The 23,724-nt window shown below is 60.5% G+C and carries 20 protein-coding genes and 4 tRNA genes; 9 read left to right on the forward strand and 15 right to left on the reverse strand.

What is annotated here, in order from left to right; all coding sequences use genetic code 11:
* Positions 1-835: 835 nt before the first annotated feature.
* Positions 836-1,576 carry an FKBP-type peptidyl-prolyl cis-trans isomerase gene (locus tag APH41_RS22930; protein WP_003190133.1) on the reverse strand — a complete coding sequence of 247 codons (741 nt, stop codon included), beginning with the start codon at positions 1,574-1,576 and terminating at the stop codon, positions 836-838.
* A gap of 247 nt (positions 1,577-1,823) precedes the next feature.
* Between APH41_RS22930 and APH41_RS22935 the strand changes: the two genes are divergently transcribed.
* Both APH41_RS22935 and APH41_RS22940 read left to right on the forward strand, forming a co-directional pair.
* Positions 1,824-3,632 carry a di-heme-cytochrome C peroxidase gene (locus APH41_RS22935; protein WP_054921684.1) on the forward strand — a complete coding sequence of 603 codons (1,809 nt, stop codon included), beginning with the start codon at positions 1,824-1,826 and terminating at the stop codon, positions 3,630-3,632.
* 29 nt (positions 3,633-3,661) lie between these two features.
* Positions 3,662-4,795, forward strand: coding sequence for a catalase family protein (locus APH41_RS22940; protein ID WP_054921709.1), 1,134 nt, complete (start codon positions 3,662-3,664; stop codon positions 4,793-4,795).
* Positions 4,796-4,884: 89 nt separating this feature from the next.
* On the opposite strand, the gene APH41_RS22945 is transcribed toward APH41_RS22940, so the two are convergent.
* From APH41_RS22945 to APH41_RS22960, 4 genes are all read right to left on the reverse strand, one after another.
* Positions 4,885-4,961 (reverse strand) — tRNA-Asp (locus APH41_RS22945).
* Between the two features lie 19 nt (positions 4,962-4,980).
* A tRNA-Val gene (locus APH41_RS22950) sits at positions 4,981-5,056 on the reverse strand.
* 178 nt (positions 5,057-5,234) lie between these two features.
* Positions 5,235-5,311 (reverse strand) — tRNA-Asp (locus tag APH41_RS22955).
* A 19-nt stretch (positions 5,312-5,330) separates the two neighbouring features.
* Positions 5,331-5,406 (reverse strand) — tRNA-Val (locus tag APH41_RS22960).
* Positions 5,407-5,565: 159 nt separating this feature from the next.
* On the opposite strand from APH41_RS22960, the gene rdgC reads away from it, so the two are divergent.
* The 3 genes from rdgC to sugE all read left to right on the forward strand — a co-directional run bounded on the left by rdgC (position 5,566) and on the right by sugE (position 8,039).
* Positions 5,566-6,486 carry a recombination-associated protein RdgC gene (gene rdgC, locus APH41_RS22965; RefSeq protein ID WP_005786703.1) on the forward strand — a complete coding sequence of 307 codons (921 nt, stop codon included), beginning with the start codon at positions 5,566-5,568 and terminating at the stop codon, positions 6,484-6,486.
* 166 nt (positions 6,487-6,652) lie between these two features.
* On the forward strand, positions 6,653-7,612 hold the full coding sequence (locus tag APH41_RS22970; RefSeq protein ID WP_003190129.1) for a bile acid:sodium symporter family protein: 960 nt from the start codon (positions 6,653-6,655) through the stop codon (positions 7,610-7,612).
* A gap of 112 nt (positions 7,613-7,724) precedes the next feature.
* Positions 7,725-8,039, forward strand: a complete 315-nt coding sequence (sugE, locus tag APH41_RS22975) for a quaternary ammonium compound efflux SMR transporter SugE (RefSeq protein WP_010211634.1) — start codon at positions 7,725-7,727, stop codon at positions 8,037-8,039.
* 108 nt (positions 8,040-8,147) lie between these two features.
* Here the strand turns inward: sugE and APH41_RS22980 are convergent, their stop codons facing one another.
* The 3 genes from APH41_RS22980 to APH41_RS22990 form a co-directional block, all read right to left on the reverse strand.
* Positions 8,148-10,022: an MFS transporter gene (locus APH41_RS22980; protein WP_054921686.1), complete on the reverse strand. Its 1,875-nt coding sequence runs from the start codon at positions 10,020-10,022 to the stop codon at positions 8,148-8,150.
* A gap of 59 nt (positions 10,023-10,081) precedes the next feature.
* Positions 10,082-11,230 (reverse strand): TDT family transporter, encoded by a 1,149-nt coding sequence (locus tag APH41_RS22985; protein ID WP_054921688.1) that lies wholly within the window; start codon positions 11,228-11,230, stop codon positions 10,082-10,084.
* A 111-nt stretch (positions 11,231-11,341) separates the two neighbouring features.
* Positions 11,342-12,529 carry an MFS transporter gene (locus tag APH41_RS22990; protein WP_054897866.1) on the reverse strand — a complete coding sequence of 396 codons (1,188 nt, stop codon included), beginning with the start codon at positions 12,527-12,529 and terminating at the stop codon, positions 11,342-11,344.
* Positions 12,530-12,620: 91 nt separating this feature from the next.
* Here APH41_RS22990 and APH41_RS22995 point away from each other — a divergent pair, with 91 nt between their 5' ends.
* Positions 12,621-13,160, forward strand: a complete 540-nt coding sequence (locus tag APH41_RS22995) for a TetR/AcrR family transcriptional regulator (protein ID WP_054921690.1) — start codon at positions 12,621-12,623, stop codon at positions 13,158-13,160.
* Between the two features lie 174 nt (positions 13,161-13,334).
* On the opposite strand, the gene APH41_RS23000 is transcribed toward APH41_RS22995, so the two are convergent.
* The 4 genes from APH41_RS23000 to APH41_RS23015 form a co-directional block, all read right to left on the reverse strand.
* Positions 13,335-14,114, reverse strand: a complete 780-nt coding sequence (locus APH41_RS23000; RefSeq protein WP_017529785.1) for an ABC transporter permease — start codon at positions 14,112-14,114, stop codon at positions 13,335-13,337.
* Positions 14,111-15,043 (reverse strand): ABC transporter ATP-binding protein, encoded by a 933-nt coding sequence (locus APH41_RS23005; protein ID WP_014717781.1) that lies wholly within the window; start codon positions 15,041-15,043, stop codon positions 14,111-14,113. Before APH41_RS23005 ends, APH41_RS23000 begins: the two co-directional genes overlap by 4 nt.
* A gap of 135 nt (positions 15,044-15,178) precedes the next feature.
* Positions 15,179-15,796 carry a glutathione S-transferase family protein gene (locus APH41_RS23010; RefSeq protein ID WP_054921692.1) on the reverse strand — a complete coding sequence of 206 codons (618 nt, stop codon included), beginning with the start codon at positions 15,794-15,796 and terminating at the stop codon, positions 15,179-15,181.
* 56 nt (positions 15,797-15,852) lie between these two features.
* Positions 15,853-16,512, reverse strand: a complete 660-nt coding sequence (locus tag APH41_RS23015) for a transglutaminase family protein (protein ID WP_054897863.1) — start codon at positions 16,510-16,512, stop codon at positions 15,853-15,855.
* A 190-nt stretch (positions 16,513-16,702) separates the two neighbouring features.
* Here APH41_RS23015 and APH41_RS23020 point away from each other — a divergent pair, with 190 nt between their 5' ends.
* Both APH41_RS23020 and APH41_RS23025 read left to right on the forward strand, forming a co-directional pair.
* Positions 16,703-19,150, forward strand: coding sequence for an acyl-CoA dehydrogenase (locus tag APH41_RS23020; RefSeq protein WP_054921694.1), 2,448 nt, complete (start codon positions 16,703-16,705; stop codon positions 19,148-19,150).
* A 75-nt stretch (positions 19,151-19,225) separates the two neighbouring features.
* Positions 19,226-19,633 (forward strand): PA2817 family protein, encoded by a 408-nt coding sequence (locus APH41_RS23025; RefSeq protein ID WP_003190109.1) that lies wholly within the window; start codon positions 19,226-19,228, stop codon positions 19,631-19,633.
* Positions 19,634-19,771: 138 nt separating this feature from the next.
* Here the strand turns inward: APH41_RS23025 and APH41_RS23030 are convergent, their stop codons facing one another.
* Entirely contained in the window at positions 19,772-20,704 is a 933-nt protein-coding gene (locus APH41_RS23030; RefSeq protein WP_034127229.1) for a LysR family transcriptional regulator, read from the reverse strand.
* An 89-nt stretch (positions 20,705-20,793) separates the two neighbouring features.
* Between APH41_RS23030 and APH41_RS23035 the strand changes: the two genes are divergently transcribed.
* Positions 20,794-21,435, forward strand: a complete 642-nt coding sequence (locus APH41_RS23035) for a hypothetical protein (protein WP_054921711.1) — start codon at positions 20,794-20,796, stop codon at positions 21,433-21,435.
* A gap of 90 nt (positions 21,436-21,525) precedes the next feature.
* Here APH41_RS23035 and APH41_RS23040 read toward each other — a convergent pair whose 3' ends face one another.
* Both APH41_RS23040 and APH41_RS23045 read right to left on the reverse strand, forming a co-directional pair.
* The gene (locus APH41_RS23040) at positions 21,526-23,097 is read right to left on the reverse strand and encodes an alkaline phosphatase (RefSeq protein WP_054921696.1); all 1,572 of its coding nucleotides are present in this window, start codon (positions 23,095-23,097) and stop codon (positions 21,526-21,528) included.
* Positions 23,094-23,648, reverse strand: coding sequence for a GNAT family N-acetyltransferase (locus APH41_RS23045; RefSeq protein ID WP_054921698.1), 555 nt, complete (start codon positions 23,646-23,648; stop codon positions 23,094-23,096). Before APH41_RS23045 ends, APH41_RS23040 begins: the two co-directional genes overlap by 4 nt.
* Positions 23,649-23,724 lie beyond the last annotated feature (76 nt).

Raw genomic sequence — 23,724 nt, forward strand, 5'->3', positions numbered from 1 at the left:
TGAACAGAGCCTGTTTTATCGGCTGAAAGCCACGGACTACAAGGCCTACAGTCAGATCGGGCGTTTTTTGCGCACATAAAAAAAACCCAAGAATTCATTGACTTGGCATGTATGTGCGGCTACCCGTGCTCGAGTCTTATATCAGACTGTGTCCGATTGCGGACGTTCGTTTGGATTTGCAGAGGCTTCAACGCAGGGGCTCGCTGGCGTGCGATAGCGATAGACATCTACACGACCCGGTACGACGTGGCAGCCTGCCAGCCGATGCCTATCTCCCAGACACCCCGGGCTCCAAATGTGGGAGCTGGCTTGCCTGCGATTGCCTTACGCATCAACACAACTTTACAGGCTGTAGCAGGGATGCCGGTTTAGCCGCCCCGCGCCATGGATGGCGCGTGGCGGCGCCCCCCCCTCCCCCCAAATCACTGGCGGATTACGGGCACACCGAGCCTGAGCGAGGTGCCGAGTGGTGGGGCAAGAGCGTTTTGCTTAATTTGCCGCTCTTGCAAAGTGAGCCGCCGTCAGGGCGGAACCCTATGTGGCCGTTACCGCAGCAATGGATATGTACACAATCCAACTGTGTTGATTGCCAGGCCGCCTTCGCGAGCAAGCCCGCACAGGTTGATCGTGGTGTGTCAGTTAGTAGGTGTAGGCTGGCAGGCCGTCATCGCAGGCAAGCCAGCTCCCACATTTGGAGTGCTGAGCGTCTGGCGGTCATCACAGCGATGCGGCGACCCGACAAGCCAGCTCCCACAGAAGATTTTTGCATCCTTTGATACAGCCCCGAAAACAACAACGCCCCGTCGAGACGGGGCGTTGTGTGTTCAGGCGCCGATTACTTCTTGGCGGCTGGTGCAGCAGGTGCGTCCGCTGCTTCTGCCTTGGCTGGGTCCTTGATGGCCAGCAGCTCCAGGTCGAATACCAGCACGGAGTTGGCCGGGATCGCCGGGCTCGGGCTCTGGGCGCCGTAGGCCAGGTCGGACGGGATGTACAACTCGACCTTCTCGCCAACATGCATCAGTTGCAAGCCTTCGACCCAACCCGGGATCACGCCGCTGACCGGCAGGTCGATCGGGCTACCACGATCTACAGAGCTGTCAAAGGTAGTGCCGTTGGTGAGCTTGCCGGTGTAGTGAACAGTCACCACGTCGGTTGGCTTAGGCTGGGCGCCGTCGGCCTTCTTCACGATCTTGTACTGCAGGCCGGAAGCGGTGGTGACAACACCGTCTTTCTTCGCGTTGTCTTCGAGGAATTTCTTGCCAGCGGCTGCCGACTCTTCGCTCATTTTGGTCATGCGTTCTTCAGCACGCTTTTGCAGTGCGGCAAACGCTTCAACCAGTTCGTCATCTTTGAGCTTCTGCTCTTTCTTGCCGACAGCATCTTCAATGCCTTGGGCTACCGCTTTGGAGTCCAGGTCATCCATGCCTTCTTGGGCAAGGCTCTTGCCCATGTTCAGGCCGATGCCGTAGGAAGCTTTTTGCGCCGGGGTTTTCAGCTCTACGCTGGTTTGCGAATCACAACCCGCAAGTACCAGGCTAACCAGGGCCACCGCCGCCGCCAACCGATGCTGTTTCATGCTATTTCCTTGTTCATGCGCCAAAAGGGCATTCGAATAAAGTCGCGAGCTTATCAGGCGGCCCCGACCAATGGCTACCGGCATGTGAGCAGGAAACTTCTGATAAGTTCACGTGTTTAAAAGCATTTCCATTTATCATGGAGGCCCGCGACGGATCGCGGAACCGCCTGATAGCAGGCTAATCGTCACTTGCCGCACCTGTGGCGCAGTGGCATAACAACGCGACAATTCGACAAGGATAGTTATCTTGCGCATTTTTTCCCGAGTTTTACTCCTGATACTGATCGCACTGGGCCTGATCCTGGCCGTGGTGCTCTATTACACCCTCAACCCAAAGCTGCCGGATTACGTGCCCGTGAAACAGGTGCACTATCAGGAGCAATGGAGTGCCGCCGACCGCCAGACCTACTACTTCACGCCCCAGGGCACTCAAGTAAAAGGCCTGCACTACGACTGGTTCACCGCCCTGGAGCTGCCGTTCTCCGAGCAACGCTTTGCCGCGCCACAGTACCTGGCACGCTTTGGCTTCCTGGTCGATCCCAAACAGGCGTCCACCGCACAAAACCCTGGCAACCTGCCGGTAGGGTTCGCCCGGCACCAGAACGCCGACAGCAAGGCTCAGTACCTGGATATCACCTGTGCGGCCTGCCACACCGGCGAATTGCACTTCAAGGGCCAGGCCCTGCGTATCGACGGTGGCTCGGCGCAACACGTACTGCCCTCCAGCGTTCCCACGTTGCGTGGCGGCAGTTTCGGCCAGGCCCTGGTCGCCAGCCTGGCCGCTACCTATTACAACCCATGGAAGTTCGAGCGCTTTGCCCACAAGGTCCTGGGGGATCAGTACGACGCCCAGCGCGATGAACTGCGCAAGGACTTCAAGCAATCGCTGAACCAGTTCCTCAAGGTTGCCTGGAATGACACCCACCGCGGCCTTTACCCCACGGAAGAAGGCCCGGGCCGTACTGACGCCTTTGGGCGCATCGCTAACGCCAGTTTTGGCGACGCTATTTCCCCAGACAATTATCGCGTCGCCAATGCGCCGGTGGACTACCCGCAGTTGTGGGATATCTGGACCTTCGACTGGGTGCAGTGGAATGGCTCGGCCCAACAGCCCATGGCGCGCAATATCGGCGAAGCCCTTGGCGTAGGCGCGACCCTGACGTTCTTCGACGCTGTCGGGCAACCGCTCAAAGGCGATGCCCGCTACCCGTCCAGCGTACGGGTGCGCGACCTGCACCTGATCGAAGAAGCCCTGCAACGGCTCAAACCGCCAACCTGGCCGCAAGACTTGTTCGGTGCCATCGACAAGCCCCTCGCCGCCCAGGGTCGCGCACTCTTTGCCGAGAACTGCGCCGGCTGCCACGTACCCACCGTCACCCAGGAAAACGGCCGTCCGGTGCAGCAGTTGAAAATGCTGCCGGTGAACTACATCGGCACCGACCCCGGCACGGCCAACAACATTGCCGACCAACGCTATGACCTCAGCGCGTTGCAATGGGACCCGGCCGAACTGGCCCGGCTCAATGTCGAACTGCACCCCACCCCCACCGCGCCGCTGGACCTGAAAAAAATGTCGGTGGCCCAGGGTTTAGCCTATGTCACCGCCTTCGTCGAAGAGCATGCCTACCGTGCGGCGGGCGTTACCGCGGCCGAGCGCCCAGGCCTGGACGGGTTCGGCCTGCCCATCAGCGTGCGCGAATTGCGTGCCTACAAGGCGCGGCCACTGGCAGGCGTATGGGCCACCCCACCGTTCCTGCACAACGGTTCAGTGCCGACGATCTACCAACTGCTCTCGCCTCAGGACGAACGCAGCACTACCTTCTATAAGGGCACCTTCAACTACGACCCGCGTCACCTGGGGTTTGAGACCACCGCCTTCAAGAATGCCTTCCTGTTCGATACCAGAATCACCGGCAACCACAACAGCGGCCACGAATTCCGTGCCGGCGAACGTGGCAATGGCGTGATCGGCCGTGGCCTGCTGCCGCAGGAACGCTGGGCGCTGCTCGAATACCTCAAGGTGCTGGGCGGCCCGCTGGAGCAACAACTGCCATGATTATCCGCTCGCAAAACAAGGACCGCTCCATGCTTGCTCGTCTCTGGCTACGCCTTGGCGCCTTTGTTGGCAAAACCCTGCTGTGGCTGCTGGGCCTGGGCCTGCTGGGGTGGGTGTTGGCCACGGCCTGGTTCGCCTGGCAGCACAGGGGCCCGGTGTCGGTGAAGGAACAGATCCCGCCGGGTGAAGCGGCGATGACCCAAGGCATCATCCAGACCGCCGTGCGCATCGTTGATCAGCATCGCGAAGGCACTCGCTACCTGCGTGATGCCCATGCCAAGGCCCATGGGTGCGTGAAAGCCGAGGTCAGCGTTCTGGCAGATCTCGACCCGGCCTTGCGCCAGGGCGTGTTTGCCGAGCCGGGCAAGACCTGGCAGGCGACGATGCGCCTGTCCAACGGCAACGCTTATCCGCAATTCGACAGCATCCGCGATGCCCGCGGCATGGCCATCAAGCTGTTGGATGTGCCGGGCAAGCAACTGATGGCAGATCAGCAAGCGCGCACCGAACAGGATTTCGTGATGTTCAGCCACCCGAACTTCTTTGTCAGCGATGTCGCGGAATACGCGCAAAACATCGGCGCGCAAGCGGATGGCAAGAAGGTCCTGGCTTTCTTTCCCAAGCTCGACCCGCGCAGTTGGCAAGTGCGTCACCTGTTTATCGCCCTGGCAACCCTGGCGCCCGCACCGGCCAGCCCGACGCAGACGACTTACTTTTCAGTGTCGCCCTACAAGTTTGGCGCGGCCAACGCCAAGTTTCGCGTCGCGCCAGATCCGCAAAGCTGCCCGGATTATGTGTTGCCCAAACAGAACCAGGCCCTGCCCAACTTCCTGCGCAGCGCGCTCAACCAGCAACTGTCCACCGACCGTGTAGATGCGTGTTTTGTGCTGCAGATCCAGCGGCAAAACCCGCAGGCGTTCATGCCGATCGAAGACACCAGCATCGAATGGAAGGAAAGCGACGCGCCGTATGAAACCGTGGCCAAGGTCAGGATTCCCGCCCAGGACTTCGACACGCCGGCGCAGAACCTGGCGTGCGATAACCAGTCGTTCAACCCCTGGTTCGGGCTGGAAGCGCACCGCCCCATCGGTGGCATCAACCGGCTGCGCAAAGCGGTGTACGAGGCCGTCAGCGATTACCGCCACAGCCGCAACGCACCGTAAGGCGCGTTAAATCGCAGGCCAAAAAAAACCCGCTCAATGAGCGGGTTTCTTTTGGCTACCTGGCGTTCAGTATTCCAGGTGACCGAATATGGCGCAGCGGACGGGACTCGAACCCGCGACCCCCGGCGTGACAGGCCGGTATTCTAACCGACTGAACTACCGCTGCGCGTAACACTTGAAGCGAATGGTGGGTGATGACGGGATCGAACCGCCGACCCTCTGCTTGTAAGGCAGATGCTCTCCCAGCTGAGCTAATCACCCTTCGTTTCGGTGTGGGCGCATCATACACCAAAAAATCGTAATGTCTTGATTTAAATGCAATTTATTTAAAAAAAGTTTAGCGCACGATTTTTTGCCATATTTCGGACAGAAAAAAAACCCGCTCAATGAGCGGGCTTTCTTTGGTTACCTGGCGTTCAGCATTCCAGGTGACCGAATATGGCGCAGCGGACGGGACTCGAACCCGCGACCCCCGGCGTGACAGGCCGGTATTCTAACCGACTGAACTACCGCTGCGCGTAACACTTGAAGCGAATGGTGGGTGATGACGGGATCGAACCGCCGACCCTCTGCTTGTAAGGCAGATGCTCTCCCAGCTGAGCTAATCACCCTTCGTTTCGGTGTGGCGCGCATTCTACGGAGCGACCCTAAGTCTGGCAAGCACTTTCTTAAATCTTTTTTTTCAGTCCTTCCAATGGCTTAGGCAGGGTTGGCCTGCGGCGTGATCAAGAGAATAATGCCCCCCTTTGTATAGAGGAGAGACTCACCCCATGTGGTTCAAGAACCTGCTTATCTATCGCCTGACCCAAGATCTGCCTGTTGATGCCGAGGCGTTGGAAGCGGCCATGGCCACCAAGCTGGCGCGCCCTTGTGCAAGCCAGGAGTTGACCACTTACGGTTTTGTCGCGCCTTTTGGTAAAGGTGAAGACGCCCCCCTGGTTCACGTCAGCGGCGATTTCCTGCTGATCGCCGCTCGCAAGGAAGAACGCATCCTGCCGGGTAGCGTGGTGCGTGATGCACTTAAAGAGAAAGTCGAAGAGATCGAAGCCGAGCAAATGCGCAAGGTCTATAAGAAGGAGCGCGACCAGATCAAGGATGAAATCATCCAGGCCTTCCTGCCGCGTGCCTTTATCCGTCGCTCGTCGACCTTCGCTGCAATCGCGCCGAAACAGGGCCTGATCCTGGTCAACTCGGCCAGCCCCAAGCGTGCCGAAGACCTGCTGTCGACCCTGCGTGAAGTGATCGGCACCCTGCCCGTCCGCCCTCTGACGGTAAAAACCGCACCAACTGCAATCATGACTGACTGGGTCACCACCCAGAAACCGGCTGATGACTTCTTCGTCCTCGACGAATGCGAACTGCGCGACACCCACGAAGACGGCGGCATCGTGCGCTGCAAACGCCAGGACCTGACCGGCGAAGAGATCCAGCTGCACCTGACCACCGGCAAGGTCGTAACCCAACTGTCCCTGGCGTGGCAGGACAAGCTGTCCTTCATGCTCGACGACAAAATGACAGTCAAGCGCCTGAAGTTCGAAGACCTGCTGCAAGACCAGGCGGAACAGGACGGCGGCGATGAAGCTCTGGGCCAACTGGATGCCAGCTTTACCTTGATGATGCTGACCTTCGGCGATTTCCTGCCGGCGCTGGTCGAGGCACTGGGCGGCGAAGAGACACCACAGGGCATCTAAGCAACACCGATCCAATGCGGGCACGGTCAGTGTGGGAGCTGGCTTGCCTGCGATAACGGAGTGTCAGCCAGAGGAGTGCCGACTGACACTCCGCTATCGCAGGCAAGCCAGCTCCCACATTTGATTGCATCGACAACTCGGAAATCGAATAAAAAAGGACATCCCCATGCGTGCACTCGCCGCCTTGAGCCGCTTTGTCGGCAACACCTTTGCCTACTGGGTGTTGATCTTTGCCGTTGTCGCCTTTCTCCAACCCAGCTGGTTCATCGGCCTGAAAAGCGCCATCGTCCCACTGCTGGGCCTGGTGATGTTCGGCATGGGGTTGACCTTGAAACTGGAAGACTTCGCCGAAGTCGCTCGCCACCCGTGGCGCGTGGCCTTGGGCGTGGTCGCGCATTTCGTGATCATGCCGGGCGTGGCATGGTTGCTGTGCCAGGCGTTCCATTTGCCTGCGGAAATTGCCGTTGGCGTGATCCTGGTCGGCTGTTGCCCAAGTGGCACGTCGTCCAACGTCATGACCTGGCTGGCCCGGGGTGACCTGGCGTTATCGGTGGCGATTGCCGCGGTCACCACCCTCCTCGCCCCGCTGCTCACACCGGCGTTGATCTGGCTGCTGGCCTCGGCCTGGCTGCCAGTGTCGTTCATGGAACTGTTCTGGTCGATCCTGCAAGTGGTGCTGCTACCCATCGTACTGGGCGTGGTCGCGCAGCGTTTGCTCGGTGATCGGGTAAGGCATGCGGTGGATGTGCTGCCACTGGTGTCGGTGGTCAGCATTGTGATCATCGTCGCGGCCGTGGTTGCCGCAAGCCAAGGCAAGATTGCCGAGTCGGGCCTGCTGATCATGGCCGTGGTGATGCTGCACAACAGCTTCGGTTACCTGCTGGGCTACTTCACCGGGCGCCTGTTCAAGTTGCCCTTGGCGCAACGCAAGTCGCTGGCCCTGGAAGTGGGCATGCAGAACTCCGGGCTGGGTGCCGCGCTGGCCAGTGCGCACTTTTCGCCACTGGCGGCGGTGCCCAGTGCGTTGTTCAGCGTCTGGCACAATATTTCCGGCGCATTGCTGTCGACCTATTTCCGCCGCATGAGCGAAAAGGAAGACCGCCGCGCCCTGGAAACCACGCCGTAACTTGATCGCCCGGTCCAATTTCGGCACTCTACCGAACTTCGCGGGGACGACCTCGCGACGCTATCAAGCGCTCACCCGGGGACGACCCCACTTTGATAGAAGCGAGGTCATCATGTCCTGGATCATTCTGTTTTTTGCCGGGTTGTTTGAAGTGGGCTGGGCCGTCGGCCTGAAGTACACCGACGGGTTCAGCAAGCCGCTGCCCACCGCCCTGACGATTGCCGCCATGGCTGTCAGCCTTGGGTTGTTGGGGCTGGCCATGAAGGAATTGCCGCTGGGCACCGCCTATGCCATCTGGACCGGCGTGGGGGCCGTGGGCACCGTGATTGCCGGGATTATCCTGTTTGGAGAATCCATGGCGTTGTTTCGGTTGGCGAGTGTGGCGTTGATTATTTGTGGGCTGATTGGCCTCAAGATCTCGACATAAGCCACTACCGCTATCGCAGGCAAGCCAGCTCCCACATTTGACTGTATTCACAATTCAAAATGTGGGAGCTGGCTTGCCTGCGATGATGCCCTGACAAACAACGACAAACTACCTGGCACTCCCCCGCAAACCGCCCACCACAGCGTGCAACTGCTCAGGCGTTGCCGCTTCCACAGCCACCGGCTCGCCCGCCACCAACACCACCCGCGACCAGATCCGATGAAACAAACCCTTGTTCGGATCACGGCTGAAGAAACTCCCCCACAACCCCTGCAATGCCATCGGGATCACCGGCACCGGCGTCTCCTCCAGGATGCGCGTCACCCCACCGCGAAACTCATTCATCTCGCCATCAGCTGTCAGCTTGCCTTCCGGGAAGATGCACACCAGCTCGCCATCCTTGAGGTACTGGGCAATGCGCGCGAACGCCTGCTCGTAGATCTGAATGTCTTCATGGCGCCCGGCAATCGGAATAGCCCCGGCGGTGCGGAAGATAAAATTGAGCACCGGCAAGCGGTAGATCTTGTAGTACATGACAAAGCGAATCGGCCGACGTACTGCGCCACCAATCAACAGCGCATCGACAAACGACACATGGTTGCACACCAGCAACGCCGCGCCTTCATCCGGGATGGCTTGCAGGTTGCGATGCTCCACGCGGTACATGGAATGGCTGAGCAGCCAGATCATGAAGCGCATGGTGAACTCGGGGACGATTTTAAAGATGTAAGTGTTAACCGCGATGTTGAGCAGCGACACCACCAGGAACAACTCGGGGATCGACAGCTTGGCCACGCTCAACAGCAGAATGGACACGATGGCCGAGACCACCATGAACAGTGCATTGAGAATGTTGTTCGCCGCGATCACCCGTGCCCGTTCGTTCTCGGCAGTACGCGACTGGATCAGCGCATACAGCGGCACGATGTAAAAGCCGCCGAACACCCCCAGGCCGAGGATATCGAACAGCACCCACCACGCCTGGCCGTAGCTGAGCACCGCGAGCCAATCGTTGGCTTGCACGTTCTGCGGGAAGCCGCCGGAGTGCCACCACAGCAGCAGGCCGAACACGGTCAGGCCAAACGAACCAAACGGCACCAGGCCGATTTCCACCTTACGCCCGGAGAGTTTTTCGCACAGCATCGAGCCCAAGGCGATGCCCACCGAGAACACCGTGAGGATCAAGGTCACCACGGTTTCGTCGCCGTACAACCATTCCTTGGCATAGGCAGGTATTTGCGTGAGGTAAATCGCGCCGACAAACCAGAACCATGAGTTGCCGACAATCGAGCGCGATACGGCCGGCGTCTGCCCCAGGCCCATGCGTAAAGTCGCCCAGGACTGAGTGAAGATATTCCAGTCCAGGCGCAGCTGCGGTGTCGAAGCCGCTGCGCGCGGGATGCTGCGGCTGGCCAGGTAGCCCAGCACCGCCACGGCCACAATCGCCACCGCCACCACCGGCGCGTAATGGGTGGAAGACATCATGATCCCGGCACCGATGGTGCCGGCCAAAATTGCCAGGAACGTGCCCATCTCCACCAGGCCGTTGCCGCCCACCAACTCATCGTCGTGCAATGCCTGGGGCATGATCGAGTACTTCACCGGGCCGAACAGCGCCGAGTGAGTGCCCATGGCAAACAGCGCCAGCAGCATCAGTTCAAGATGATTGGTCAGAAAACCCGTCGCGCCCACCGCCATGATCACGATCTCGCCGATCTTGATCGCGCGGATCAACGCGTCCTTGTTGAATTTCTCGCCAAACTGCCCGGCCAACGCCGAGAACAGGAAGAACGGCAGGATAAACAACAAAGCACACAGGTTGACCCAGATGGAGCGGTCACCCTCGATGGTGAGCTTGTAAAGGATGGCCAGGATCAGCGACTGCTTGAAGATGTTGTCGTTGAACGCGCCCAGCAACTGGGTGATGAAAAACGGCAAGAAGCGCCGCGTGCGCAGCAAGGTGAATTGGGAAGGATGGCTCATCGTCGTCCGTGTTCCTGCGTGGCCTTTATTTATCAGGCCACGACTTTACCTAATCCTGCTTACTTATTCGCTAGCCCGGCAATACAAGGCGAAACAAAAAGCTCGCCTTTATAAGCGCCCTGCACGGTGCGCTTGGCCACGATCAGCCACATCAGCGCCAGCGCAACCACCAGCACACTGCCAAACACACTGAAAAACGCCAGATGTAACAGGCTCGCCAATTTAAGCGTGGCCAAGGCGTAAACCCCCAATGGGAAGGTGAAGCCCCACCAGCCCAGGTTGAACGGGATACCGGCGCGCAGGTAACGCAGGGTGATCAACACCGCAATCAACATCCACCACAAGCCGAAGCCCCACAGGGTGATGCCCGCAATCAGGCCCAGGCCGTGGGCCATTTCACCGACACTGGCCAGGCCATTGGCGGCAAAGATCGCGGGGGCATCCGTACCGAGCAGCAACATGCCCAGGGCACCGGTACCGATCGGGCCCAGGGCCAACCAGCTCGACGCGGCCATATTGGCGTGAGGCAACTTATGCAAGGCCATGCGCAGCATCAGGATGGTCAGGATGCTGAACGCTACCGGCAGGGAAAACGCCCACAGCACGTAGCTGGTCACCAACATCACCAGCTGCGAATGGGCATCGGCCAAGTGCGGCGCAAGCAAGCCGCCGCTGGCCGCCGCCACTTCGGCCGCCACCACGGGCAACAGCCAGACGGCGGTCATCTGGTCGATGCTGTGCTCCTGGCGCGTGAACATCATGAACGGGATCAGCACGCCGCAGGCCAGGGACATGGCCACGTCCAGCCACCACAATGCCTCGGCCAACGGGATCACATCACCGCCCCAGCGCGGCATGCCGAACAGCAGCAAGCCGTTGAGAATGGTCGCCAGCCCCATGGGGATGGTGCCGAAGAACATCGAGACCGTTGAGTGCCCGAAGATGCGTCGCGCCTCGTGGAAAAACATCACCCAGCGGGCGGCGTAGAGCACGCTGAACAGCACAAACAAGCCGATGGTGAACAGCCACAGGCCCTCGGCGACGGCATGCAAGCCGGGCAGGTTGACTGGCAGCTGGGCCAAGGCCAGGGCCAGCACACCGGTGCCCATGGTCGCGGCAAACCAGTTCGGGGTGAACTGGCGAATCACTTCCCGGGGACGGGCCAGGTGACTGAAGGGTTTGTAGCGGTGAGTGGTCGAGCAGGTCATGGGTTAATCCTCTTCCTCATATGAGGTTGAGGCCATGATAGAACCTGATCGAATATCTATATAACGGGTAATATCTCTAACTGTTATCTATTTTATCTATATTAACCATGATCATGCCCTCACCCTTGCTGGCGCCGAGTCCCGCCACCACAACCCACCAAGGGCCCCGAGAGACAGCAAGATAAGCACCGCACCGTAGCCGTCCGTGGTCGCGACCAAGCCAAACACGCGGCTCAGGTTGCCCGCCAACAACGCCGGCACGCAAAACGCCAGGTAGCTCAATACATAGAACGCCGACATCAGGCCCGCCCGCTCATGGGGCAACGCCAGGCCCACGATGCTGCGCACACTGCCCATGAAGCCGCCGCCGAACCCCAGGCCTGCGATCACACTGGCGACAAAGAACAGCCACAGGCTGGCGGTGTTTACGGCAACCAGCAGCAACCCCACGCCCACGGCCAGCAGTGCAGCCGACACGCGCATGACCCTGTCAGCCGCGTGGTTGCGCAGGCTGTAGATCATCACCGCGCCGCTCAAGGTCACCACCGCCACCAGCCCGCCGCCGATCAAGTGCGAGGTCGACCCGGTGGCGACACGCACCAACGACGGTGCCAACGAGGAAAAGAACCCACCCAGCGCCCACACGGCCACATTCAATGGCATCGCCAGCCCCAACGCGCGGCGCGCCTGCGGCGGCACATGCAGGGTTGGCGCCAGGGACTTCAAGGCGCCGGGTATGCGACTGACCGTTTCAGGCAGGCGCCACACATACAGAGCCTGCAACACCATCAAGCCCAGCAGGGTGTAGTAGATCAATTGGGTTGGCCACGGCGCGAACTCCACCAGCAGCCCGCTGCCCAGGCCACCACTGGCCATGCCGAGCATCGGTGCAAGGCTGTTGAGCATCGGGCCGCGGACGCGGTCGGTATCGAGCAGCGTCGCACTCAATACCGCTGTGGCAGTGCCAGTCGCGAAGCCCTGCAGCGCGCGGGCGGCCAGCAGGCAGGCGGTGCTGTCCGCGTTGATAAACAGCAGCATCGCCACACTATTGAGCAGCAGCGCGACGAAGATCACCGGCTTGCGCCCCAGGTAATCCGAGAGCGACCCCACCGTCAGCAGGGCCGCCAGCAGGCTCACGGCATAGACACCAAAGATGGCCGTGAGCATGGCCGCCGAAAAATGCAGGTGGTCTTGATACACCTGGTACAACGGCGTCGGCGCGCTGGAGGCGGCGAGAAAGGTCAGCACCATGATCACTAGAAACGCCAGGCTGGACCGCTGAGAGATGACACTGGGCATGGGCACGCTCCGTTAAAGCTAATATTTTGCTTTTATGCAGTGTGCTATTCGCTGGCGCTTAAAGCAAATTCTTTGTGTTAAGGTCTTGCCCATGGCGATCAAAGAAGGCCTCCGCCCGGGGGGCCGCAGTGCCCGGGTACAAGAATCCGTCCACAGGGCGGTGCGCGAATTGCTGGAGGCCCATGAGCGTTCCAGCGTCACCGTGCCGATGATTGCGGCATGTGCAGGCGTCACGCCGTCGACCATTTACCGGCGCTGGGGCGATCTGTCAGTACTGCTCGCCGACGTCGCCCTGGCCCGTATGCGCCCCGATACCGAACCGGCCAACACCGGCAGCCTGCGTGGCGACCTGCAAGCCTGGGCCGAGCAATACCTGGATGAGATGAGTTCGGACGTAGGCCGCAACATGATGCGCGACGTGCAAAGCAGCCCGACGCCAGGGTATTGCGTGAGCATCCTGAGTGGGCAGTTGCAGGTGATTGTTGACCGCTACCCGCAGGAACAGCCACCGAGCGTTGACCATCTGATCAACCTGCTCGCCGCACCGACGGTGTTTCGTATTCTATTTTCGGCCCAGCCTTTGGCGGTAGAAGAACTGCATACCCTGATCGAACTGGCACTGAAAATCTAAGGCACGTGCGCCGACCAGAATGTGGGAGCTGGCTTGCCTGCGATGCAGACACCTCCGTACACCCGTCAAGCGAAGTCGATACCATCGCAGGCAAGCCAGCTCCCACATTTGTTCTGTGTGCATCCAATAAAAAACGGCCTCTGATGAGGCCGTTTTGTTATTTCCAATCCCACATCATGTACGCATCCCACGCCCACTCACCAGCAACCGCGCACAACCGATATACAGCACCACGGTCGCAACGATCATAAAGGTGATCGCCACACTGATCTTGATATCCGACACGCCCAGAATGCCGTAGCGGAAGGCGTTGACCATGTGCAGCACCGGGTTGGCCAGGGACACCGTCTGCCAGAACGGCGGCAGCAAGGTGATGGAGTAAAACACCCCGCCCAGGTAGGTCAGCGGCGTGAGCACGAAGGTCGGGATGATGGAAATATCATCGAAGTTGCGTGCGAACACGGCGTTGATAAAGCCCAGCAGCGAGAAGATCGTCGCCGTCAGCACCACCACCAGAATAGTGACACCCAGGTGATGCACCTGCAGCTGGGTAAAGAACAGCGACAGCAGCGTCACGATCACTCCCACCATCAGGCCACGCAACACGCCGCCCAAGGTGTAGCCGATGAGGATGGTGTGCGGTGACACCGGCGAAACCATCAGCTCTTCAATGGAGCGCTGGAACTTGCTGCCAAAGAAACTCGACACCACGTTGCCATAGGAGTTGGTGATCACCGACATCATGATCAGGCCCGGCACGATGTATTCCATGTAGGTGAAGCCACCCATGTCGCCGATCTGCCGGCCGATCAGGTTACCGAAGATCACAAAGTACAGGACCATGGTGATCGCCGGTGGCAGCAGGGTCTGCGGCCAGATCCGGGTAAAGCGCTTCACTTCGCGATAAACAATGGTTTGCAGCGCGACAAGGTTGGGTTGCAGTTCGGAACTCATACCGCCACCTTCGCCAGATTTTTCTCCACCAGGGACACGAACAACTCCTCAAGGCGATTGGTTTTATTACGCAGGCTCAGCACTTCGATGTTCTGAGTCGCCAACTGGGTGAACAGCGCGGTGATGCCCATGGCCTTATCCACCTGCACCTCCAGGGTGTGGCTGTCCACCAGCCGGCTTGGATAGCCGAGCAACTGCGGCGCCACCGACAGGTTGTTCTTCAGGTCGAGCAGGAAGGTTTCCACATGCAACTGGCCCAGCAGGTTGCGCATGCTGGTGTTCTCGACAATGGTGCCGTGGTCGATGATGCCGATGTTGCGGCACAACTGCTCAGCCTCTTCCAAGTAGTGGGTGGTGAGGATGATGGTGATGCCCTTCTCGTTCAGTTCGGTGAGGAAGGTCCACATCGAGCGGCGCAGCTCGATATCCACGCCGGCGGTAGGTTCGTCGAGGATCAACAGACGCGGCTCATGCACCAGGGCGCGGGCGATCATCAGGCGTCGCTTCATGCCACCGGACAACGAGCGCGAGGGTACGTCACGCTTGTCCCACAGGCCCAGTTGGGTCAGGTACTGCTCGGCGCGTTCCTTGGCGACTTTCGCCGGAATGCCGTAGTAGCCGGCCTGGGTCACGACAATGTCGAAGGTCTTTTCGAACTGGTTGAAATTGAATTCCTGGGGCACCACGCCAATGGAGCGCTTGAGCGCTGCCGGGGATTTGTCCAGGTCATGACCGAAGATATTCACCGTGCCGCTGGTCTTGTTGACCAGGGTGGAGAGAATGCCGATGGTGGTGGATTTGCCGGCACCGTTGGGGCCGAGCAAGGCGAAGAAGTCACCTTCGGCAACGTCCAGATCGATACCACTCAGGGCCTGGAAACCGTTGCCGTAGGTTTTGGTTAGCTGCCGGATGGACAGAGCGGAACTCATATGGAAGTACGCACCAAAGAAGGGAATAGAAAGAATAGATGAAGGCACACCGCAGGTAGTTCAACCGGCGATGCAGTGCGAGCATGGTGCGTGCCCATGCCGCACAAGTACAGTCACCCGTATTAATAGTGTGTATTAAGTCAACGCGGTCATCACCGCCTTGCGGTAGGCCGGGCGCTGCTGCAGGCGCTGGTACCAGGCCTCCAGATGGGGCATGGCAGGGCGTTCGATGGGCATCTCGAACCAGGCGTAGATGAAGCAGCCCAAGGGAATATCGCCCATGCCGAACGCCTGGCCGGACAGGTAGGGTTGCTCGGCGAGGGCTTGTTCGACGGTTTTGAGCGCGTCGATACAGGCTTGGCGCCCGGCATTGATGCTGCCCCAGTTTTGCTGGTCAGCCGGGGTGCGCACGATGCCCCAGAACACCGCTTTGAACGGATCGGCGAGCGTGGAAGTGGTCCAGTCCATCCACTTTTCGGCGTTGGCCCGGGCTTGCAGGTCGCTGGGGTAAAAGTCCGATGCCTGCTTGGCACACAGGTAACGCACGATGGTGTTGGATTCCCACAGCACAAAGTCGCCATCTTCGATCACCGGCACCCGGCCATTGGGGTTCATGGCCCGGTATTGCGGGGTATCGACCACACCAAAAGCCCCGCCCGCATCAATTGCTTCATAGTCCAGGCCGAGTTCCTCGGCGCACCACAGTGCTTTCCTGACGTTTGATGAATTTTTACGACCCCAGATCTTCAGCATGACCGCGCCTTATCGTTGATGAACATGGCTTGATGAACGCAGCAGCATACGCCGGTTCAGCCGCGGCTTAAATCGCCCTGCATATCGCCGAGCAAGGTGGGCGCATCGTCGCCAAACAGGTGCGGGTAGCACTGGCGGATATGCCCGAAGAAAAATGCTTCGGGTACGTCAGCAAATTGCCCGTGGTCCACCACGTACTCCATAGAACGCTGGCCCTGGCGATTGAACGCGTGGAACACGCTGTCGTGCAGCCCATCGAATTCCAACGGCGGCACGTCGAACACTTCGCACAGTTGCTGGTTGAACGCCGGAGTGGCCTTGACCCAGCGGCCGTTCAGGTAAAGCTCGGTATAACCGTGCATGGCGAACACGTCACTTTTGAGCAGAGCGAGCAGTCGCGGTGTGGACAGGTGGTTGCGCACGTCCGCCAGGCCAATGCGTGCGGGAATGCCGCAGTGGCGCGCGCAAGCGGCGAGCAACGTAGCTTTGGGCACACAGTAGCTTTCGCCGGCCGCCAGGGCGAAGCTGGCGCTCAAGGTGTTGGGGTCACGGCTGAAGGTATAGGGGTTGTAGCGAATGGCCTCGCGCACGGCGTAGTAAAGACTGACTGCCTGGTCACTTAAATCCGGGCGGGTTCCGCGATGTTTCTCGGCGAACTCCACCACCACAGGGTGGTCACTATCGATGAAGCGGCTGGGACTCAAGTACGTATTCATGAGCTTGATCTCCGAGGGGAGCCTGGAGTTTAACCACCAGGCCTGCCAGAGAGATAACGACGATTCGGCCAAATGCCGGCGCCGGCTGATGGGTTGCCCAGTACACCTTGTTACACCCTGATCACCCGGCTTGTTCGGATGCCGACTAAGCTCCCTGGTGGTTTCGCCCCTGGTTCACGGAGGATTGAATATGCTGTTGTTGTGGATACTGGTGCTGGTGGTCGGCATTGCCTACCTGGCACACCGCCGTACTGCCCCCCTGCCCGCCCTGGGTGTGGTCGCCGTCTACCTGCTGGCGATGGGCGCCTGGAGCCACGCACCGGGTTGGCTGCTGCTGATCTTCTGGGTACTCCTGGCCGTGGTGGCCGCGCCTTTGTTGCTGCCTGACCTGCGCCGCCAATACTTCACCAAGCCGCTGTTCAGCTGGTTCCAGAAAGTGCTGCCGCCGATGTCCGAGACCGAGCGCGATGCGATTGATGCCGGTACCGTGTGGTGGGACGGCGAGCTGTTCAGTGGCCGCCCGGACTGGGACAAATTGCTGGCCTACCCCAAGGCGCAATTGACCGAGGAAGAGCAGGCGTTCATCGACGGCCCCACCGAAGAACTCTGCGCCATGGTCAGCGACTGGGAAATCGGCCAGGCCATGGACCTGCCGCCGCAAGCCTGGGAACACATCAAGACCCATGGCTTCTTCGCCCTGATCATTCCCAAGGAGTACGGTGGCAAGGGCTTCTCCGCCTATGCCCACTCCCAGGTCGCCATGAAGCTCGCGACCCGCAGCGGTGACCTGGCCTCCACCGTGATGGTCCCCAACTCCCTCGGCCCCGCCGAACTGCTGCTGCACTACGGCACCGAGGAACAGCGCAATCATTACCTGCCGCGCCTGGCCCGTGGCGACGACATCCCGTGCTTCGCCCTCACCGGCCCGCTGGCCGGCTCCGATGCGGGCGCCATGCCCGACACCGGGGTGATCTGCAAAGGGGAATGGGAAGGCAAGGAAACCCTCGGCCTGCGCCTGAACTGGGAAAAGCGCTACATCACCCTCGGCCCGGTAGCGACCTTGCTCGGCTTGGCCTTCAAGGCCCATGACCCGGACCACCTGCTGGGTGAAGAAGAAGACCTGGGCATCAGCCTCGCGTTGATTCCTACCGACACCCCTGGCGTGGAAATCGGCCGTCGTCACCTGCCGCTTGGCGCCGCCTTCATGAACGGCCCCAACTCCGGCAAGGATGTGTTTATCCCTCTGGAATACCTGATCGGTGGCCAGGAGATGCTCGGCAAGGGCTGGATGATGTTGATGAACTGCCTGTCGGTCGGCCGTTCGATCTCGCTGCCCGCCGTCGGCACCGGCGCTGCCAAGTTCACCAGCCTGGTGACCGGCCAATACGCCCAGGTGCGCGAACAGTTCAACGTACCGCTGTCGGCCTTCGAAGGGATCCAGGAAGCCCTGGCACGCATCGGTGGCAACGCCTGGCTGATGGACAGTGCGCGCATGCTCACCGCCAACGCCGTGGACCTGGGCGAGAAGCCGTCGGTGTTGTCGGCGATCCTCAAGTATCACCTGACCGAACGCGGCCGTGAGTGCATCAGCCACGCCATGGACGTGCACGGCGGCAAGGGCATCATCATGGGCCCCAACAACTACCTGGGCCGCAACTGGCAGGGCGCACCAATCTTTATCACCGTGGAAGGCGCCAATATCCTTTCGCGTAACCTGATGATCTTCGGCCAGGGCGCCATTCGCTGCCACCCCTTCGTGCTCAAGGAAATGGCCCTGGCCGGCCGCGAAGACCATGACCAGGCGTTGAAGGAATTCGACGGCCTGCTGATGCAACACATCGGCTTTGCCGTCAGCAACGCCGCCAGCACCCTGGTGCTGAACCTGGGCTTCGGGCACTTCGAAAAAGCCCCGGGCAACCGGTTGAGCCAGGGCTACTTCCGTGCCCTGAACCGCCAGGCGGCTGCGTTTGCACTGCTGGCCGACCTGAGCATGATGTTGCTGGGTGGCGAGCTCAAGCGCCGCGAACGCCTGTCCGCCCGCCTGGGTGATGTGCTCAGCCACATGTACCTGGCCTCGGCGGCGCTCAAGCGTTATCACGACCTGGACTCGCCGGACCATCTGGAGCCGCTGTTTGCCTGGGCCATGGAAGAAAGCCTGGGCGAATCGGAACGCGCACTGGATGAGCTGCTGAGCAACTTCCCGAACAAGGTGCTGGGCTGCCTGTTGCGGGTGATCGTGTTCCCGTTCGGGCGTCGTCATACCGGGCCGTCCGACGCTCTGGATGCCGAAGTGGCAGCCGTGATCGGCCGCGCCAAAGGCGACCCGACCCTGGAAGAATTGCTGGCCGGCTGTTATCGCCCGCAATCAGCAGAAGATCCCGTGGGCGCCCTGCAACATGCCTACGACCTGCTCGGTGCCAGCCACCCCTTGCAGAAAAAACTCCACAGCGCGCTCAAAAGCGGCCAGGTCAAGCCGGCTGCCGGCGAGCATGCCATCGACGCGGCCCTGCAGGCCGGCGTGCTGCAACCGGCCGAGGCGCAAACCTTGCGCGATGCCGAGGCTGCGCGACGCAAGGTGATCGACGTGGATGATTTCAGCAAGGAAGAGCTGATGCAGGCAGAAGATAAAGTCCGCTGAGTCGAGCGGTCATATAAAAACGGGCGCGAGAGGCTTATACTCTCGCGCCCGTTTTTGCTTTAGAGGCCTTATCTCGTGTCCAACGTCGTTGCCGATCATCTTGTCTTGCTCGACCACTTGCGCAGCATCCTGGTTGCCGTCGGCGAAGCCGAACAGGTACCCGAGGAAAGCCACTCGCTGTTCCTGGAGCGTTTCGACGAACTGCGCGCCCTGTTGCCAATCGACCCGATCGAAAGCCAGTACCTGGGCCAGGACCTGATGAGCCAGGTCATCCTGCGCTACCCGCAAATCGCCCACCTGGTGCCCCGTGACCTGCTGTGGTTCTTTGGCGGCGACTGCCTGCACTTCATGCCCGACGAAGAACTGGACCTGTACCAGGCCCTGGAAGAACGTCGCTATGAAGCCGAACAGAACGACGAACCGTTCGACTGGAACCAGGAAAAACAGCTGCTGGCGATGCCTCAGGACCAGAGCAAGCACTGACAACTATGCTCGTTCCTACGCTCTGCGTGGGAACCTATCCTGTGACGCTCTGCGTCACCCGTGCACAGGCATAAAGGCAGGACGCGGAGCGTCCAGGTGGCATTCCCACGCAGAGCGTGGGAACGAGCAACCGCGCTCCTACCGTCGGCGCAGCGTGGGCTCCCTGGCCATGCACTCCACCAGATAATCGATAAACACCCGCAACTTCGGCGGCAGGTAACGTGTGGGCGAATGCAGCAACCACGCCTCGCCATGGTACGACGCAATAAAATCCCACCCCGGCAACACCTGCACCAAATCTCCTGCTTCCAATGCGTGCCGCGCGGTGAAATACGGCAAGCTGGCAATCCCGACATGCTGCAACGCAGCCTCCAGTCGCACCCCGGTGTGGTTCGCCGCATACCGGCCGCGTACGCCGACCGTTACCGCCTTGCCAGCCTGGCGGAACTTCCAGCGTGAATCTCCCGGTGTCTCACCCAGATAAATGCAACTGTGCCCGAGCAGATCATGGGGATGGCTCGGTGTACCGTGCTCGGCCAAGTACTGTGGCGTCGCGCACAGCAAATGTTCGATGGGCAACAGTTGGCGCCCGACCAAACCTGGCGGTGGGCTGTCGGTGATGCGGATGCTCAAGTCGACGTTGTCGTCGATCAAATCCACATGCCTGTCTTCCAGGATCAATTGCACATCCACCTTGGGATAGCGCCGCAAAAATTCCGGCATATGCGGGTGCACCACAAATCGCCCCACCGCCTTGGGCACACTGACCCGCACCAGCCCCTCGGCTTCATGGGTAAATTGCCCACTGATTTCCATCACCGAGCGCGCCGCATTGACCATCTCCTGGCAACGCTTGAACACCTCCTCGCCGCCCTCGCTCAGGCGCAGCTTGCGCGTGGTACGTTGCAGCAGGCGCGTGGCCAGGGCTTGTTCCAGGCGCGAGATGCTGCGGCTCACCGCCGAAGGTGAAACGCTGAGTTGCCGCGCCGCTTCGGAGAAGCTGCCGGTTTCCACGACCTTGACGAAAATCGCCATTTCACCCAATAGCGGCAAAGGAAGATTGATGCTCATGACGCACAGGTCCATTGATAATTGAGCGGATTATCACCCATCTGCGCACTATTTATACTGCCCACAGAACCCTGATGCGGATGTAGATGATGACCGAGCGCCTGTTTTTTACCCACGACCACCTGACGGCCGAGCTGGAAGTGCTCAGTTGCACCCCGTACGAAGAGCAATTCGCCGTGATTGTGCAGTCGACCATTTTCCATCCCCAAGGCGGAGGCCAGCCGTCCGACACCGGCTGGCTCGGCGACAGCCAGGTGCTGCGAGTCATGCAGGAAGCCGAACAGGTGGTGCACTACGTCGACCGACCTCTGGAGCCCGGCCTCGTCGTTGCACGAGTCGACGCACAGCGGCGCGCCTTGCATACGCGTCTGCATTCGGCGGGGCACTTGATTGGCAATGCCGGCGAACGCCTGGGCTGGATGCCGATCAAGGCCCACCATTGGCCCGGCGAAGGCAAGATCACTTTTATCCGTGGCGAGACCGCGCAAGACATGGATGCGCAGGCGCTCCAGCAGTGGGTCAACACATGGATCGCCGCCGACTATGCCCGCCATATGACGCTGGAAGACGGCACCCGCGAAGTCGGCTTCGGCGAATTACCGACGTACGCCTGTGGCGGCACTCATGTTCAAGCGTTGAGCGAACTGGGCCAGGTAACGATCCTGGCGTTGTCGGAGAAAAAAGGCGCGCTCTCGGTGCGCTACAGCCTCGCTGATACCCTGACACTGTAGGAGCGAGCTTGCTCGCGAAGACCGTTAACGATAACGCGGGATACCTGATTCCCATCGGCGCCCTTTCGTTTTTCGCGAGCAAGCGCGCTCCTACAGGGCCACGCTCGGCTGGCCCGATTCATTGATGAACGACTTCAACGTCGACACCGTCGCCGCCGGGTCACGCGGATCACTGATCGCCCGAAAATTCGTCAACATGGTGTTGGCCGCCAACTCCACCGACACATACCCACGCTGGCGACTGTCGAAAAACTTCACATGGGGGTTGAGCGGCATGATCTTCATGAACGCGTCGTAGGGAGGGCCATCTGAGGTGACCGACGAGCCGACGAACTCGGTGGCGACCACCGCCGAGTCTGGCCTGTCGGCGTCGAGATGCAGGTCGGTGGCCCAGAACGAATGAATATCCCCTCCCCAGAACACCGGGTTCTTCACGCGATTGCGCACGATCGACGCCAGCATCCGTGAGCGGTTCGCCATGTAGCCATCCCAACCATCGGTCCAGCGGCCAAGCTTATGGTTGGTCAAGTCACGCTGCATCAGCGGCGCCACCAGCAAATCCTGGGCGATGACATTCCACTGCGCACTGGACTGGGCAAACCCCTGGTCCAGCCAAGACTCTTGCTGCCAGCCGAGCAACGTGCGGCCAGGGTCACGCAGGTCGCTGCAAGGGGTGGTGACAATATGCCCTTGGTGGCTGCCATTGGCCGCGATGCAGGGTTGCTCGGAACGGTACTGGCGACCGTCGAGCACATGAAAACGCACGAGCCGCCCATAGTCCAGGCGCCGGTAGATGCGCATGTCCGGCCCCTTCGGCACGCTGCTGGCACGCAGGGGCATGTGTTCGTAAAACGCCTGGTACGCCGCGGCCCGTTGCTTGAGAAACTGCGCCACCGCCACCTTCGGGTCCTGGGACCAGCGGTTGGCGTAGTCATTCTGTACTTCGTGATCGTCCCAGGTTACGACGCTGGGAGCCGCGGCGTGCAGGGCCTGCAGGTCTGGATCAGTCTTGTACAGTGCGTAGCGGTTGCGGTAATCACTCAGGCTTTGCGCATTGCCGCTGCCGTGCGAACGAAACACCTTGCCCGACTCCGCAGCATAGGAACTGTCGTAGATGTAATCACCGAGGAAAAACACCAGGTCCGGCTGCTCGGCGGCAAGGTGTCGGTAGGCGCTGAAATAGCCACGTTCCCAGTGCGAGCAGGACACAAACCCCAGCCGGGCCGAGGCCATGGCCTGCAGCGGCGGCATCGTGCGCGACTGGCCCACCGGGCTCTGCGCACCGAGCCCTTCAAACTGGTACCAATACGGCCGATCTGCCGCCAGCCCCGCCACTTCGACATGCACTGCGTGAGCGAAACGCGGCGTCGCCAGTACTTCGCCCTGCTTCACAATGCGCGTCATCGCCGCATCGCTGGCCACCCGCCAACGCAGCGGCACCGAGCGACTCAGGCCGCCACGGCCATCCGCGGCGTTGAACAACGGCGCCAGGCGCGTCCAGATCACAAAGCCATCTGGCAACGGGTCACCGGAAGCCACGCCGAGGGTGAACGGATAATCCACCCCGGCACTGCGCGCAAACGGGCTGAGAATCGAAAACGCGGTAGCGACCGCCAGCCCGCCAAGGACCCGGCGCCGGCCGTGGTCCACTTCGCCGCTCACAGGCAGCGCTCCCAGACATCACGCACGGTGGCAAACCCGAGCATGTCCTCATACACGCCGTTCTTTAAAAACGCCTGGCGCATGCAGCCTTCATAACGCAGGCCGATCTTCTCCATGACCCGCGCCGATTCCTTGTTGCGCGCGAAACACTGGCTGCCCACGCGCTGCAACCCTAGCGCCTCGAACCCGAAGTCCATCACCGCGCTCGCCGCTTCAGCCGCATATCCCTGGTTACGGCAGTGCGCCGCCACCCAGCCACCCAAGTGCCCATAGTGATGGCGAGCATTGATGCGCAGGCTGACCATGCCGACCAATTCGTCGGTGCCGCGCACATGCATCCCCAGGTTCAGCAGCTCACCGGTGCGGTACTTGTCAGCGATCCCCGCAATAAAATCCTGCGCGGTTTCCAAGGTGTAGGGCGATGGAATGTTCGCCGTGTTGTCGGCAATTTTCGGCCCGTTGGCAAGCGTGAAAAGCACCTGCGCCTGATGCATTTGCAGGGTGCGCAACAGCAGTCGCGGGGTCGTCAATTGAGGCAATGCAGTAGGCATGGAGGCCGGCTCTCAAGATAAATTTCTCAAGCATGGATGCCCCGAGTGTCAGTTTCATTACGCCCGAAAACTGACC

The sequence above is a fragment of the Pseudomonas sp. NBRC 111138 genome (genome assembly GCF_001320835.1).
GTDB classification, from domain to species: domain Bacteria; phylum Pseudomonadota; class Gammaproteobacteria; order Pseudomonadales; family Pseudomonadaceae; genus Aquipseudomonas; species Aquipseudomonas paracarnis.

Bases quoted from the DNA above. Each gene is read 5' to 3' on its own strand.
- APH41_RS22930 (WP_003190133.1), bottom strand. From the start codon at position 1,576: ATGAAACAGCATCGGTTGGCGGCGGCGGTGGCCCTGGTTAGCCTGGTA.
- APH41_RS22940 (WP_054921709.1), top strand. From the start codon at position 3,662: ATGCTTGCTCGTCTCTGGCTACGCCTTGGCGCCTTTGTTGGCAAAACC.
- rdgC (WP_005786703.1), top strand. From the start codon at position 5,566: ATGTGGTTCAAGAACCTGCTTATCTATCGCCTGACCCAAGATCTGCCT.
- APH41_RS22970 (WP_003190129.1), top strand. From the start codon at position 6,653: ATGCGTGCACTCGCCGCCTTGAGCCGCTTTGTCGGCAACACCTTTGCC.
- sugE (WP_010211634.1), top strand. From the start codon at position 7,725: ATGTCCTGGATCATTCTGTTTTTTGCCGGGTTGTTTGAAGTGGGCTGG.
- APH41_RS22980 (WP_054921686.1), bottom strand. From the start codon at position 10,022: ATGAGCCATCCTTCCCAATTCACCTTGCTGCGCACGCGGCGCTTCTTG.
- APH41_RS22985 (WP_054921688.1), bottom strand. From the start codon at position 11,230: ATGACCTGCTCGACCACTCACCGCTACAAACCCTTCAGTCACCTGGCC.
- APH41_RS22990 (WP_054897866.1), bottom strand. From the start codon at position 12,529: ATGCCCAGTGTCATCTCTCAGCGGTCCAGCCTGGCGTTTCTAGTGATC.
- APH41_RS22995 (WP_054921690.1), top strand. From the start codon at position 12,621: ATGGCGATCAAAGAAGGCCTCCGCCCGGGGGGCCGCAGTGCCCGGGTA.
- APH41_RS23000 (WP_017529785.1), bottom strand. From the start codon at position 14,114: ATGAGTTCCGAACTGCAACCCAACCTTGTCGCGCTGCAAACCATTGTT.
- APH41_RS23005 (WP_014717781.1), bottom strand. From the start codon at position 15,043: ATGAGTTCCGCTCTGTCCATCCGGCAGCTAACCAAAACCTACGGCAAC.
- APH41_RS23010 (WP_054921692.1), bottom strand. From the start codon at position 15,796: ATGCTGAAGATCTGGGGTCGTAAAAATTCATCAAACGTCAGGAAAGCA.
- APH41_RS23015 (WP_054897863.1), bottom strand. From the start codon at position 16,512: ATGAATACGTACTTGAGTCCCAGCCGCTTCATCGATAGTGACCACCCT.
- APH41_RS23020 (WP_054921694.1), top strand. From the start codon at position 16,703: ATGCTGTTGTTGTGGATACTGGTGCTGGTGGTCGGCATTGCCTACCTG.
- APH41_RS23030 (WP_034127229.1), bottom strand. From the start codon at position 20,704: ATGAGCATCAATCTTCCTTTGCCGCTATTGGGTGAAATGGCGATTTTC.
- APH41_RS23035 (WP_054921711.1), top strand. From the start codon at position 20,794: ATGACCGAGCGCCTGTTTTTTACCCACGACCACCTGACGGCCGAGCTG.
- APH41_RS23045 (WP_054921698.1), bottom strand. From the start codon at position 23,648: ATGCCTACTGCATTGCCTCAATTGACGACCCCGCGACTGCTGTTGCGC.